The sequence below is a fragment of the Thermosipho sp. 1074 genome (genome assembly GCF_001999655.1).
Classification (GTDB): domain Bacteria; phylum Thermotogota; class Thermotogae; order Thermotogales; family Fervidobacteriaceae; genus Thermosipho; species Thermosipho affectus.
The window spans coordinates 1-14547 of the sequence record NZ_LBEX01000001.1 but is presented as its reverse complement, the minus strand read 5'-3'; the positions used below and the strand labels follow the sequence as shown (position 1 = coordinate 14547).

The window sequence follows — 14547 nt, the reverse complement described above, 5'->3', positions numbered from 1 at the left end:
CCTAAGAATTATTATACTTATAATAATTTACTCCCCAAACACCTAATATAATAAGCGTCATTCCTATTATGTGTTTCAAAGTTATTTGTTCGTTTCTAAATAAAGCACCTGCCAAAACGGATGTAACAGTAGTTAAATTAGCAAAAATTGATGACTGCGTAGGTGATATCTTAGAAAGCATATAATTGACAAGGAAAAATGCTACAGAAGAAGATAGAATACCTAGATATAAAGCCGGGATCAATACATGAATATTTGTTAGTACTGTATAATCAAGTTCTTCTCTTATAATTGCTAATGCATTAAAAAAGATAGCACCGATAATCATCATAAAAAAAGTTATTTCAACCGGTTGAAATTCTTTTGAAAATTTTCTTGAAGTGAAGTTATAAAAAGTTGCCGAAAAAACAGCACAAAGTATCAACAAATCCCCTTTAATGTTTCCTTTAAAATTGTTAAAACCAATTATTAGTAGAACTCCAAAAAAACTTAAGAAAACAAATAAAAAGTTCATATTATGTACTTTTTCTTTTAAAACAATAGGAGTTAAAAATGTTATAAAAATAGGTATTGAAGCGATTAAAATCCCCGCTTCAGAGGATGGAATGTATAATAACCCGGAGGTTTCGAATATAAAATATAAAATCGGTTGAAATAAAGATACAATTAATAATTTAAAATAATTTTTTCTTTGCAAGGAAATTATTTTAAAAATAGAAAGAAAGAACAAAAACAAACTAGCAATCGTAAATCGAATTGCTATGAAGTTCATCGGGGAAGTATAATCAAGGGCATTTTTTGTAAAAAGAAACGACAATCCGAATATAAAAGCCATAAATAAGCCAGAAATAGTTACTTTGAAAATGAAAGCCCCTCCTTGTTTTCAATTTATTCCTTTCTAAATTATATCAAACATTTATGGTAAAATTAAGTCAAAACATATTAAAAAAGGAGAGTGTTTTATGAATTACGTTTTTGTTGCTATGATAAGTTTGCTAATCGGTATTTTTATTGGATATAAATTTGGTTATATTTTGGGAAAAAGAGATAAAAAATCTGAAGATTTTTCTAATCAGCTTTCCACTATAAATAATCTTTCAATTCAAATTGCTGAATTAAAAGCAAAATATGAAGAAATTGAAAAATCAAGACTTGAGGCTGTGAAACAAAAAGAAAAATTAGATGAAGAAAGAGAAAAAAGGTTAAATGAATTTATTCAAAATACTCATAAGTTATTTTCAGAATTAACCCAGAAAACGATAATGATTGATGAGCAAAAAGATAAAAGAATTTCTGAACTTGTTGAACAAATGAAAAATTTTCTTGAAGAACAAAGAAAAAATACTGAACAATTTTTAATTGAACAAGGAAAGTCAAGAGAGGAAATTGAAAAAAGAAGAGATGCTCAGATAGAGGATATGAAAAGAATGATTTCTATTTTCACAAAAGCAGTTTCAGGAACAAAGACTCGTGGTATAACAGGAGAAATATTATTAAAAGATGCAATTAAGGAATCAATAAAAGTGGGATTAATAAAAGCAAATCTAAAAACAGAAAACGGAGAAGTTGAATTTGCTTGGGATTTGGGAGATGGTAAATATATTCCAATTGATTCAAAATTACCCGACATATTTGAGATTTTAGAAAAGTATAATGAAGAAGAAGATATAAATTTAAGAGAAAAACTAAAAAAAGAGATAATAAATAAAGTAAAGAAAGAAATACAAAGAATACAAAAATATCAAAATCTTGTAAATACAATTGATAGTTGTATCTTAGTAGTTCCAGAATCAATCCTTGATCTCGCTCCAGAACTTATTGAAACGGGAAAGGAAAATAAAGTATATATTTGTAGCTATAAAGATGTATTTGTTGTAGCCCATACTTTACAAGATAGATATGTAAAATTAAAAGAAGAAGGAGATATAGGTAAATACAAACAAATTATAGAAACTTTAATTCAATTGCTTGAACAGATAAGCAAAAAAACTGATACAATAGAGAGGGCTTTAACTACTATCAGGAATGCAAATGAGGATATTCGAAAAGGTGTGGCAAAAGGAAAAAACACCGTAAGTGAAGCAAAATAAGTGATTTACAAAAATATGTATCATAATCATGAACAAATCAAACTTCAAAATTGTTTGAGATTAACAAACAAATTAAAGTTCAATGTATAACTACATTATAAAATAAAGCAACCCCATATTTTTCTTTGTTTTTGAAATAAAAATAACCTCCAAAATTGCCTTACCTTTTTCAGAAATATCTAAATATAAAGTTAGTAAAATATTATCAATGTTATAATTTATAGGTGGATCATTTTCAAACATTTTTTTAACAATTTCAATCAAAGAATTGTAAATACTCAATGCATCAGAAGATATGGTACCATTTTCATCGAATGCATATGTATTAAATGATTTTGTAATAACTTTTAAATCTTTATTGAACAGCAATATACAGTACAAGTAAATATCACCTTGAATCTTAAATTCTTCAATAAAATTTAGTGGTAAAACATATTCAGAATTAACTTCTTTGAACAAAAAATAATCTAGAATAGTTAACACATGTTTTTGAAATTTTTCATGATATGGAGAATATAAATACTCATAACTTTTTTTAGTGATTCCGTAATCAGTAAGCGAAATTTTAGGGTCATTTTCCAAAATAAAGTTATATAATTCTTGAACAGTGTCTTCAGTTTTATTTGGCACAATTAATTCATAGTAAACATCAATTGGAAATACAATTATGGAATAAATTGTCAATAACCATACAAACTTTTTTATCATTATATCACTCCTTTATGTATTTATATTAACAGTACTTGTTTTTATTATAACACTTTATATTACCAAATCTTAAATTAAATTCCATGTTTTAGAAGTTTTCAGAAGTTGTTTTTAAATAGGAAAAAATATGATATTCTTAATTTGAGGATAAATATTTTTTTTAAAATTATTCTTATGAAAAAGGAGCGGATAGTATGATAAATTTTAAAAAACTCTTAGAAGAATACAAGATAATGGATTGGCTTAAAAGCTTAGACATTCCAGCATATGTAGTTGATAGAAACAGAAATATACAATTTTGGAATAAAGCAGCTGAAAAACTTATTGGCTATGGCATGGAAGAAGTTGTTGGAAGATCTTGCTCAAACAATATACTCAAACATATAGACAGAAACGGTATAGTTGTATGTCGTACAGATTTATGCCCACTTGTTATGTCAATAAAAAATAAAAAATATTTTAGAGTACCATTTGCTGTATATTCCCTGACCAAACAAGGAAATAGAATACCTGTAAGTGTATATGCTATGCCTTTAAAAGATGATAATGGAAATGTTGTCGGAGCAATAGAGATGTTTGAAGATGCTTCAATAGCTGATAGGGAACTTTCAAAAGCCTTTGAAATTCAACAAGCTCTATTACCAAAAGAAGATGATACAGTAGAATTTGTATATTATCCTTCTAATGTTCTTGGTGGGGATCTAATATATTACAAAAAACCATGGATTATGTTAATAGATATAAGTGGTCATGGGCTTGCAGCAGCACTACTTTCTACTTCCATAAAACTTTTAATAGATTCAATACTTGAAGATGACAAATTATCAATCAGTGAACTTCCTATTATACTAGAAAAACACGCTGAACAAATTTGTGAACAAAATTATTTTTCAGCTATAATAGGGAAGCTTGAAGGAACCAAAATAAAAATAATAAGTTGTGGACATCCTGATCCAATTATATTTGATAACAATAAAACAAAGATTATAGAAGTTTCTCGAACATTTCCCGTGGGGATGGGGCTTATTAACTCCAAAATCGCCCCAACAATTATAGATCTCAAAAATAAAAAGATTCTATTTTACTCAGATGGAATAACAGAATTGAAAATTTCTAAAAAAGATATGCTAACATCAAAAGGATTAGAAAAATTATTTAGCAATACCCAAGATTTGAAGAAAATATACGAAGAAGCTATGAAAAAAAATATAGATATTTACCAAAAAGATGATATAAGTATGGTATTAATAAAAGGCCACAAATAAATTAGAGTAATACCCTATTGTTTTTTTATTTAAACGATGGATAAATGATATAGCCTAAAGTAAAGGAGGGAAAAAGTAAAGAAAAAAAGAAATATAGTCATAATTTTGTAATTTGTTGGTTAATATCAATTTTCTCCACATTTTTTGATTCTAGCACTCTTTTTGCAAATTCAATCATCCTACATTCCATTGCCTGAAGAAGAATTTCGCTGGCACTTTCAAATTTAATTTGAGATAAATCACGAAAGTTCAATACTACTATATCGCCATTTTCTATAAATGAAACAGGTATTTGTGAAAGATATGTTGTATTAATATATTTTCTTTTAAAAGGCGGAAAAACTCCCGGAAAAGCAAGACAGGCTTTTGCGACATTATAAGAAGAGCCCTCATAAAGTTCTACTGTTTGCTTTTCAAGGTTTATTACCTCAGCTTTAACACACGTGTCTTCATTTAAACCACCTAAAAACTCCTCAATTTCTTTCCATTTATGAATCGCTATAGAAGTACTCCAAAGAACACAGTATTTTATTTTTTCTTGATTTTCTTTTGTCAATCTTTTCTTTTTTTTGTACTCTATCTATGATCCAAAAAGTACTTTCAAATTTTTTTACAAAACTATTTATTTTCTCTCTTGCTTTTTCACTTCCAAAATTTTCAAACAAAATTGCATAAAAACCAGCAAGACCATTTGCTATTATCTCTAAATTTTTATCTTTGGGAGATAAAAATCTTTCAATAGCTGGAATTGCAGCTAAACCTTGTAAGCCATATCCTCCCACATGAATTCTCACATCAACATCTCCTTTGGAAGATCAATCTTTTTAGTATATTTATATGCTTTTTCCATTACTTCCAAACTACGTTTAAACTCAAATGTTCCAATATTATTAACAGGTGGTCTAACAATAAAATCGGCTTCTTTTATTAAAAATGAAAGAATCTTATTTCCACACATATGATTAATCACATTAAGTATATCATTTGAAGTTTTAGGTATTTTTATTTTCTTATTATTTTCAGACAAATCAACTGCAATTATATAATCAGCTCCAAGTTTTCTTGCAATATCTGTTGGTAAATTGTTAATTGTCCCGCCATCTACCAAAATTTTATCTTCAAATTCTACTGGAGGAAAAATACCTGGAATTGCCATGGAAGCTTTAAGTGGCTCAATAATCTTTCCAGAAGAATGAATAATTACTTTTCCACTTTTCAAATCATTTGATACAGCATAAAATTTTATCTTTAAATCTTCAAAAGAAAGTTTCCCAAAAGCCTTTTCAAAAATTTTAAAATATAATTTTGAAGGTAAAACAGAAACCTTATTTGTCATATGATAACAACTTATCTTTGCAAAATGGCGATTAAATTTTCTATTTGATGAAAAGATAATAGGGAAAAATTTAAATGATTTCTTGTAAATTTTTTCAGAATAATCCCAAAGTTTTTTTGAATCTTTTAAGACAGCATATCCTGCACCAACAACTGCTCCGATACTTACTCCAATTATTGCATCTGGAACAAATCCTTTTTCTTCAAGCGCACGTATAACTCCAACATGAGCAGCCCCCCTTGCAGCGCCACCACTTAATACAAGAAATTTTTTCATATTAATTTCCTCCATCTTCATCTTTTTTCAGTGTTCTTGAATTTTCCTTAAAAAATTTTTCCAACATAAATTCATTTGAGTACAATTTCTTTTAATAAGTATTTAACATACTAAAAATTCTACATCTTATTTTAGGTTATTCTAAATTTAAATCTCTTTTTCATTAAAAAGTGTGTTCTCTACTAACGTTTTTGAATTAATCAAAAGAAATAATTCATCTTCATTAGAAAACGACAGGAATTTTCGATTTTTCAATAATTTAATGTTTCCTTTGATAACTTCCGGATTGTTTTTCTGTATAATTTTCAGTTGTTCTTGTTTGGGATTAAAGATCAATATCTTCTTCTTTAATTTCTCTCCATAGAAAATAGTTTTAATCGTTCCACCTTTTTCGGCAGTTTCAATTATTATAATGTAATCCGATAAAGCGGCTTGAATTCTATTTCTGTACAAAAGATAGTATTTATTAACTCTTTTTGATGGAGGAACTTCTGACAAAATCATTCCGGAATTTTTCAATATTTCTAATCCTAATTTTATATTTTCCTTAGGATATAAATTTTGTTCAATTTTGTTTAGACCTTGTCCCAATACAGCAACAGTTGGGATTTTTGATTTGAGTGCACCAATATGTGCAAATGTGTCTATACCAATTGCAAGTCCACTAATTATTATGAAAGTTTTATCAAGTTTTTTTGCAATATTTTTTGCCAATTTTTTTCCAATCTCTTCTGCTTTTCTAGAACCAACGATAGCCAGAGATCTTAGCTTATCAAAATCAAGAAGTGGTCCTTTAAAATACACTGTATAAACTGGTTGGGAAATGTCATCTAGAATTTTTAGTTTTTTAGGAAATAGATCATCCTCATATGTTAAAATATTAATGTTGTTTTTTTTGCAAAGAATATATTCCTCTTCAGCCTGCATCAGTAATTTTTCGTTATTTGCGAAAATATCTATGAATTCCTTTATCTTACCTACAATATTTTTTTGCCTAGAATTAAATATATTAATACTAAATTTTTCGAAAAATGATTTTACCTCTTTTTCTGGTGCCTCAAATAAGTTAATATCATTTTCTTTGGAATGTAAAAATATTTTTGCTAAGTTTTTGTAATTATATTTTGGAAAATTCCCGTTTATTTTTGAATATAGAATGCTAAATGCTATATATTGAATCTTGCTATATATTTTCACAAGATCATCTCCTTTTTTTCTTTATTAAATTATACCAAATCATGTGTTATAATTTTATTCGTATTTATTTAGAGGAAGTTTTTTAATAGGGGGAATATAGTTGAAAAATAGAAAAAACAAACAAAATATACTAGATATCGAAATTGAAAATTTTTTCAAAACAGATCAGTATCATTATATATATTTTACAGATTTTGAATATAAATTTAAAATTGACGACTATTCTATTTTCTCTCTTTCAACTTATTATCCTAAAAATAGCTTTTCTGATGATATTTTAGATGACCAAGAAAGAATATATAGAAGATACATTTATGAATTCAAAGATGGTAACGAGAAAATATCGGAACTTTTCTGTGACATAATATCGAGGCTTATCATAAAAAATAATATAATTAATGATAAAAATAATACGGCAATATCTATTATTCCGGCATCAAATAAAGAAAAAACAGAAATTCGCTATAAGAATTTTGTTAAAAATCTTTCGGTAAAATTAGATGTTATTAATGGATACGATTTTATCAAGAATTTAATCGACAGACCTTCAAAACATAGAGAACATTTTAAAGGTAATATACTTGAATATTTAAAGTTTGATTCGGAAAAGATTAAAGGTAAGGAGATAATACTCTTTGACGACATAATAACCTCTGGAAATTCATTTTTAAATATAGCAAATGAACTTAAAAATTTGGGTGCAAAAAATGTAATTGGAATTTTTCTTGGAAAAACTTTTAATGAAAAATTTAGATTAGAAGATTATATTATTGAATATGAAGAAGATCTAGAAATAAACAAAAAATTTTACCATGGTGAAGCTTCATATATTTCACATGCCCTGAGAAATACTCTAAAGGAATATTATGATAAAATGAACAATTTTAATTTCAAGATTTTAAAAAACTATGAAAGAAAATTCAATGAAGATAATCCACTAATATTAACAGCAAAAATATTCAACAATATTATTTCAAGAGGAATCCCAACATTTGCTTCTATTTTTTACGATAAATCTATTATGGATTCAATGAGTGATTTGTTATCATACAGAAAATTATCTGACACTGGAACCATTGATTATATTATTGAATTAAAAGATGAAAAGTATTTTTTAAAAGTTATAAAGAAATATTTTAGTGAATTGAAAATGTATAATGTAACAAAAAATAATTTTTTTGCTAAATACATTTTATCTTCATGGTTACACAAAGTTTTGACAAATGCTATAACAGATGGCATATTAGATGATAAAGAAGTTTGGAATATAGCTATTATTGAAAGGGATGTGAAATTTTCTGAAATTTCTATTGTTGATGCATACAATTATATGAATAAAATTTCGAAGTTATTTGATTATAACTTACCAAAGATAAAACTTGATATTTATAGAAATGAAGACACAACCTTGGAAATCCTGGAAAAAAACGTTGAAGTAAATTACTATACATTTGATTTGTATAAAGATGAATATGATTTAACAATAGATATTGGATATAAGTTAAATGTTGAAGAGCTTGAAACTAATTCTCCATACGTTATTGTTAGAAGTGCCCTAAAAACTCCAGAATTATTACCAGAATTTTCAAAGACAAATTCCTTCAGTCATAAAAAATATGATGAATATTACGAAACCCAAAACGATGTAATCTCAGTTGTAAATTATAAGATTGTTGTTCTTCATAATAGCACATATAATTTATTAACAGAAAATGAAAATATGCATTTCTTTGAAACTAATAATCCCCATCTATTTCTTCCAAAGTTTTTCTCATTTAAACCATATAAATTTAAAATAAATAAAGCAAAAGAAGATGTTTTAAGATTTTTGTTGCAAAACATATTTAGAAAAGTTGATTTTAGAGATGGACAAATCCCCATTATAAAAAGGATTCTTTCTTTAAAATCAACAATAGGTCTTTTACCAACAGGTGCAGGTAAATCCTTGTGCTACCAACTAAGTGGATTGTTGCAACCTGGGCCTGTAATAGTTATTGACCCTATAAAATCTCTAATGTTTGATCAAGTGTATAACTTAAAAGCGCTGGGAATAAATTCATCTGCATATATTAATAGTGATCTTTCAATCGAAGAAAAAGATTTTGTGCTTGAAAATTTAAAAAATGGAATGTATAAATTTATTTTTATTGCTCCAGAAAGATTACAAATAAAAAGTTTTAGAAAAAACTTGAAAAAATTAACTGAATTTCTCCCTGTGCCTTTCGTTGTTATCGACGAAGCACATTGTGTTTCAGAATGGGGACATGATTTTAGAACAGCATATTTAAATGTAGCAAGAATTATTAAAAATATTGCAAAACATGATGATTATGAACCTTCTATTGTTGCGTTAACGGGCACGGCTTCGTATGCAGTATTAAATGACGTTCAAAAAGAATTACAAATTGAAAATAGTGCAAAAATTTATCCAAAAAGTTTTGAAAGAGATGAATTAACATTTTTTATTATTTCAACTCCATCTAATAATAAGAATGAAGTTCTAAAAGATATCTTGTTTAATAAATTGCCTTCGTTATTAGAAACAAATGATGTATTCAAATTAAATGATTGTAAAACAAAATCTGGAATAATATTCACTTCAACAGTCAATGGTCTAAAAGGGGTATTTGAAATTTCAAAATTTTTGAAGAATTTGGGGATAAATTCAAAAATCTTTTCCGGTAAAAAACCAAAAGATTCAAATATGAATGATGAAGAATATGATAAATACAAAATTAATGTCCAAAAAGAATTCAAAAATAATGAATTTCCATTACTTGTTGCGACAAAAGCTTTTGGAATGGGAGTTGACAAGCCTAATATTAGATATACAATTCATTATACATTACCTTCATCACTTGAATCTTTTTACCAAGAAGCGGGTAGAGCTGGGAGAGATAGAAAACTAGCATATTGCTTTTTGATCTATTCTGAAGATTATAATAAATTTACCGATGCTATCCTAAATGTATCTATTTCTAATGAACAAGCAAACAAAATCTATTCAAAGTATAAAGTATATGATGATATAAGTACACAAGCATTTTTTCATTTTAGGTCATTTGAAGGAGAAGAGATTGAAAGAAAAAATTTAATTAAACTTTTTCAAAAATTAAAACCATATATTAAAAAGCTAGATAATGGTAAAGTTGGATACTTAACTATTAAAAGCTTGGATAAAAATTGTGAAAAAGCTATTTATAGGTTAACGATATTAGGTGTTGTAGAAGATTACACAATTCAATATGAAAATTCATCAAGGTCTTATGAATTAAAATTAAGGAAATTGAATGTCGAAGAAATAAAACAAAACCTTATTAATTATCTAAAAAGATATAAAACAAAGACATATATTGATAATTTTGTAAAAAAATATTTTAAAAATAAAATGTCATTTGAAGATTTTATGATAAAAATAATCGAAGCATTGATAGAATTTGTTTATGACGAAATAGAAAAACAAAGGCGAAGAGCACTATATACAATGGTTGAAGTTGCACGAAATGCAAAAACAAATGAGGAAATTAAAAAATATATTTTGAATTACTTTAATGAATCCGTTTATACTAAAGATTTAATACATTTTATTAAAGAACTTAATATTAAAGAACTTATTAACTTTATGGATGAGATTTATTATGAAGATATTGAAAAAATTGAAAATCTGTATGGTAATGTTCAAAGACTTTTAGAAAGTTATCCTGATAATCCTCCATTGTATATCATTTCAACTTTATCAAAAATTAAGTTAAATTATACCAACGATGAAGTAATAAGGGATTGGGAAAATTTTTTAAAGTATTTAAGTGATAATATTGAAGAAGATGAATTGGATAACTTTGTATATACAATATTTAATAAAATCGTTAACTTTGATATTAACGAGAACTTAAAAAAATTGTTTTATAAAACCTTACTTGATAATTTCTACTTAAAAGACATTATATTAAAATTCAATTATCTAGCTCCAACACTATCTAAGAAAGTTGTTTTAAAAAGAATTTTAAGCAAGGTGAAAAAGATAAATATGTATATCAAAGGAGGAAGAAAAAATGGATGAATTAGTGGATTTAGATGAAATATTAGAAGAAATTTCAAATGAAATTGAAAATTTAAAAAATTTAAATGCTTCAATAGAGTTAATTGAAAGATCTTCAAAAAAAATTTTAGAAATGTTGAAAGAAACATTAAATGAGAATGCAAAAAAAGTTAGGGAGGCATTTAATAAACTAAACGAAAATACAGAAAAATTAAAAGATGAATATGGACATTTCTATTCTAAAACTAAAGAGTTGATAAAGCAAATAAACAATCTTATAGATAAAAATAACGAACTGCTAGAAAACATAAAAAAAGATATATTAAGTTCTCAAGAAAAATTAGAAAATTTAATAATTTCAAATTTTTCAAAATTAGAAGGTATGATGAAGATAATTAGTGAAAATCAAAATAATAAAATAATTGATTTAAGTAAAGAGGTAGGAAGACAAGAAAGAATTATTGAAAAACTTGTTTATGAAACAAACGAACAAAAAAATAAAATCGAACAGCTTGAAAATTCGATTAATAACTTTTCAAAAATATTCTTAGGAAACAAAAAAACTTATACCTTTATTTTTGCATTAAATGTTATAATGTTTTTTTTGATACTTATCATTAAGTAACATTATAACAACATAAGTTGTATATAGTTCTTATTGGAGGTGATATTCAATGCATTTACTTTCAGCCATAATCTCAGCATTTTCTTCTTCAATAACCTCGATTTTTGGAAAATTATCATTTGAAATTGGTGCTACACCTTTACAAATATTGTTTATTAGATTTTTGTTTTCATTTCTTTTGTCATTAATTTTATTTTCTTTATATAAAAAAAATTTTAATCTTAAACATTTCTCAGTTTTCGGAAGTTTAGGTATTCTAAATTATGGTATAGCAGCCTTGTTGTTTTTTTATGGACTAAGATTTCTAAATCCAGCTTATGCTACTGTAGTTTTTTTCACTAATCCCATATTTGTTCTAATTTTTCAAAAATTAATTTATAAACATAAAATTGATTTTATAAGTGTTATTTCAATTTTTCTATCTTTTACAGGGGTAACCCTAGCAAATTTTGGTGAAAAAGGTATTGAAAATAACAACTTATTTTTAGGTACAACTATTGTTTTAACCTCAGCATTATTAAATGCTTTATTTGTTACCGTTTCTAGTCAAAGAATTAAAAAAATTAATTCTGATATTATCGAAAATATTTTTTATACTTTTTTGGGTACAATTTTATTTTATACAATTATACTGGTATTTAGTGGGCAATATATTTCTTTAAAGGTTGAATATTTAAATTACGGATTACTACTTGCAATTTTTTCAACTTTTATACCATTAACTTTAAATTATTTTTCACTAAAAAAATTATCATCACATTCGTTAGCAATTATAATGCCACTTGAACTCGTTTTTGCAAGTTTATTATCCATATTAATATTTCATGAAAAATTTAACTATGTAAAAATTTTTGGATTTATTCTTGTTGGTCTTGCTCCAATAGTTGAAAATATTACCATTTACAAGAAGAAATACAAAAATACTTAACAACATTTTTATCCTATACTTACTAAAACGTGCACTCCTTGACAATATATTCGGAAAATTATATAATATTCACGTATATGCCAAATACATATACTGATCTTAATTTCTTTAAAGGGGAGATTATTATATGTTATTCAAAGAATTTGAAGCAAAAAATAATATTTTTATGGCACCAATTAAAACTGCTTTAGCAACACCGAAAAATGGATTAATAACTGAGCAATTGATTAACTATTATGAAAGAAAAGCCTTAGGTGGAGTAGGAACTGTTATTCTTGAACCAATTTCTGTTTCTTTATCTGGAAAAGAACACCCTAAACAACTAATGTTAAATTCTGAAAAACACGAAATAAAATTAAAAGAATTGATAACAAAACTTCACAAATACGGCACAAAAATAGTTGTCCATCTAAATCATGCAGGAAGAGCTGCTAATCCGAAAATAGTCGAGGATGTAGTCGCTCCATCGCCAATTAAATGTCCAACAACAAACCAACTTCCGAGAGAATTGCCAAAATCTGAAATAAGAGATATAATCAATGATTTTAAAAATGCTGCTTTGAGAGCTCAGAGCGCTGGAGCAGACGCTATTGAAATACAATTTGGTCATGGATATCTGGTTCAACAATTTTATAGCAATAGATTAAACAAAAGGACAGATGAATACGGTGAAAATAAATTTCTTTTTGCCGAACAACTACTCTCTAGTATCAAAAATTCAGTTACCATCCCAATTTTTCTGAGAATTTCTGGAAGTGAGTTTATTGATGATGGGATTAGTCTTAAAGATATAAGTTCAATTATAGATTTGGCTAAAAAATATGATGTTTCAATAATACATGTAGGTTGGGGAAATGTTTGTGATTCAGTTCCATGGTATTATAATCATATGTCATTACCAATTGAACCTATGGATGAGATTCTTAAACTTATTAAAAACATGACAAATATACCAATAATATCTGCAGGTAGAATGCAAAAAAATGAAAGATACAAATATTTATTAGAAAAACACGTAATTGATGGAGTAGTTTTTGGAAGACAGTTAATAATAGATCCTGATTTTCCAAATAAAATCTTAAACCATTCAAATGATTACATCAGATGTGGGAGTTGTTTGCAAGGATGTTTATCAAGTGTAAAAAGTGGAAAACCTATTAATTGTATAGCGAATCCTGAAGTTCATAAAACGTTTATTCCTAAAACAAATGATAAGAAGAAAATCGCAATTGTTGGTGGTGGTCCAGCAGGTATTTTTGCTGGTTTATACTTAAAGAAAAAAGGATATGATATAACATTGTTTGAAAAAAATAATTATTTAGGGGGACAATGGGTAATGGCTTATAACGCACCTGGAAAATTATCGATGAAAGATATTTTAGACGACTTGATAAGAAAAGCAGAAAAAGAATTAAAAATCATAAAAAATACGACAGTTGACGATAAGTTCTTTGATGATAAAGACTTTGACGCTATTGTAATTGCCACAGGTGCAAATCCTTTTGTTCCATCAATTAAAGGACTTAAAAAATATATTACTGGTTTTGATTTCTTTTCGGGTAAAAAAGTTAATGGAAATAAAATTTTAGTTATAGGTGGAGGATTAATTGGCGTTGAAGTTACTGAAGCATTAGTTAATAATGGTAAAAATATAACAATAGTTGAATTATTTGATGAAATTGGCAGAGGAATGGAGCTTATTTCAAAAAAACTTTTCTCTCTAAAATACTTATCAAAGATAAAAGTCTATACCAACTCATCTGTAGAAGAAATAAAAGAAAATAATGAAGTATTTATTAATCGCAATGGAAAAATTGAATCTATTGGAAATTTCGATGAAATAATTGTGACAGCAGGAACAAAAAGCGAAAATTCTTTATACAACACTCTTTCAAAAAAGATTAAAAACGTATATCTAGTAGGTGATGCTTTAAAAGTTGGACAAATTTTCGATGCAGTTAACGGTGCGTTGGAATTAGCAGAAAAAATATAGAAGTTGGATCAAAAATCAATCTCTCAAATAGCATGACTTTAGTATTATGCTGGAGTTATATTATTTAATTTTTTTGGTATTTTTGTATTC

The 14547-nt window shown here is 26.4% G+C and carries 12 protein-coding genes; 6 read left to right on the top strand and 6 right to left on the bottom strand.

Annotation, left to right across the window (positions count from 1 at the left end):
- Position 1: 1 nt before the first annotated feature.
- On the bottom strand, positions 2-850 hold the full coding sequence (locus XO08_RS00060) for a DMT family transporter (protein WP_255362938.1): 849 nt from the start codon (positions 848-850) through the stop codon (positions 2-4).
- A gap of 112 nt (positions 851-962) precedes the next feature.
- Here XO08_RS00060 and rmuC point away from each other — a divergent pair, with 112 nt between their 5' ends.
- Positions 963-2090 carry a DNA recombination protein RmuC gene (gene rmuC, locus XO08_RS00055; protein WP_075665053.1) on the top strand — a complete coding sequence of 376 codons (1128 nt, stop codon included), beginning with the start codon at positions 963-965 and terminating at the stop codon, positions 2088-2090.
- A gap of 90 nt (positions 2091-2180) precedes the next feature.
- On the opposite strand, the gene XO08_RS00050 is transcribed toward rmuC, so the two are convergent.
- Positions 2181-2798 (bottom strand): hypothetical protein, encoded by a 618-nt coding sequence (locus XO08_RS00050; RefSeq protein WP_075665052.1) that lies wholly within the window; start codon positions 2796-2798, stop codon positions 2181-2183.
- A gap of 194 nt (positions 2799-2992) precedes the next feature.
- Here XO08_RS00050 and XO08_RS00045 point away from each other — a divergent pair, with 194 nt between their 5' ends.
- On the top strand, positions 2993-4063 hold the full coding sequence (locus XO08_RS00045; RefSeq protein WP_075665051.1) for a SpoIIE family protein phosphatase: 1071 nt from the start codon (positions 2993-2995) through the stop codon (positions 4061-4063).
- Positions 4064-4160: 97 nt separating this feature from the next.
- On the opposite strand, the gene XO08_RS00040 is transcribed toward XO08_RS00045, so the two are convergent.
- The 4 genes from XO08_RS00040 to XO08_RS00025 all read right to left on the bottom strand — a co-directional run bounded on the left by XO08_RS00040 (position 4161) and on the right by XO08_RS00025 (position 6872).
- Positions 4161-4619 (bottom strand): hypothetical protein, encoded by a 459-nt coding sequence (locus XO08_RS00040; RefSeq protein WP_077286911.1) that lies wholly within the window; start codon positions 4617-4619, stop codon positions 4161-4163.
- Complete coding sequence (locus XO08_RS00035) at positions 4552-4857, bottom strand: hypothetical protein (RefSeq protein ID WP_077286908.1); 306 nt, start codon at positions 4855-4857, stop codon at positions 4552-4554. Before XO08_RS00035 ends, XO08_RS00040 begins: the two co-directional genes overlap by 68 nt.
- A complete protein-coding gene (locus XO08_RS00030) occupies positions 4854-5675 on the bottom strand; it encodes a patatin-like phospholipase family protein (RefSeq protein WP_075665049.1) in 822 nt (273 codons plus the stop codon). Before XO08_RS00030 ends, XO08_RS00035 begins: the two co-directional genes overlap by 4 nt.
- 147 nt (positions 5676-5822) lie before the next feature.
- Entirely contained in the window at positions 5823-6872 is a 1050-nt protein-coding gene (locus XO08_RS00025) for a DNA-processing protein DprA (protein WP_075665048.1), read from the bottom strand.
- 100 nt (positions 6873-6972) lie between these two features.
- On the opposite strand from XO08_RS00025, the gene XO08_RS00020 reads away from it, so the two are divergent.
- The 4 genes from XO08_RS00020 to XO08_RS00005 all read left to right on the top strand — a co-directional run bounded on the left by XO08_RS00020 (position 6973) and on the right by XO08_RS00005 (position 14457).
- Positions 6973-10932 (top strand): RecQ family ATP-dependent DNA helicase, encoded by a 3960-nt coding sequence (locus XO08_RS00020; RefSeq protein WP_075665047.1) that lies wholly within the window; start codon positions 6973-6975, stop codon positions 10930-10932.
- On the top strand, positions 10925-11536 hold the full coding sequence (locus XO08_RS00015) for a hypothetical protein (RefSeq protein WP_075665046.1): 612 nt from the start codon (positions 10925-10927) through the stop codon (positions 11534-11536). The genes XO08_RS00020 and XO08_RS00015 overlap by 8 nt, the downstream gene beginning before the upstream one ends.
- Positions 11537-11585: 49 nt before the next feature.
- On the top strand, positions 11586-12464 hold the full coding sequence (locus XO08_RS00010) for a DMT family transporter (protein WP_075665045.1): 879 nt from the start codon (positions 11586-11588) through the stop codon (positions 12462-12464).
- Positions 12465-12591: 127 nt separating this feature from the next.
- Positions 12592-14457 carry an NAD(P)/FAD-dependent oxidoreductase gene (locus XO08_RS00005; protein WP_075665044.1) on the top strand — a complete coding sequence of 622 codons (1866 nt, stop codon included), beginning with the start codon at positions 12592-12594 and terminating at the stop codon, positions 14455-14457.
- The last annotated feature ends 90 nt before the right edge of the window (positions 14458-14547 follow it).

Excerpts from the sequence above, each read along its gene's own strand:
- XO08_RS00015 (WP_075665046.1), top strand. The coding sequence starts at position 10,925 with ATGGATGAATTAGTGGATTTAGATGAAATATTAGAAGAAATTTCAAAT.
- XO08_RS00050 (WP_075665052.1), bottom strand. The coding sequence starts at position 2,798 with ATGATAAAAAAGTTTGTATGGTTATTGACAATTTATTCCATAATTGTA.
- XO08_RS00045 (WP_075665051.1), top strand. The coding sequence starts at position 2,993 with ATGATAAATTTTAAAAAACTCTTAGAAGAATACAAGATAATGGATTGG.
- XO08_RS00010 (WP_075665045.1), top strand. The coding sequence starts at position 11,586 with ATGCATTTACTTTCAGCCATAATCTCAGCATTTTCTTCTTCAATAACC.
- rmuC (WP_075665053.1), top strand. The coding sequence starts at position 963 with ATGAATTACGTTTTTGTTGCTATGATAAGTTTGCTAATCGGTATTTTT.
- XO08_RS00030 (WP_075665049.1), bottom strand. The coding sequence starts at position 5,675 with ATGAAAAAATTTCTTGTATTAAGTGGTGGCGCTGCAAGGGGGGCTGCT.
- XO08_RS00005 (WP_075665044.1), top strand. The coding sequence starts at position 12,592 with ATGTTATTCAAAGAATTTGAAGCAAAAAATAATATTTTTATGGCACCA.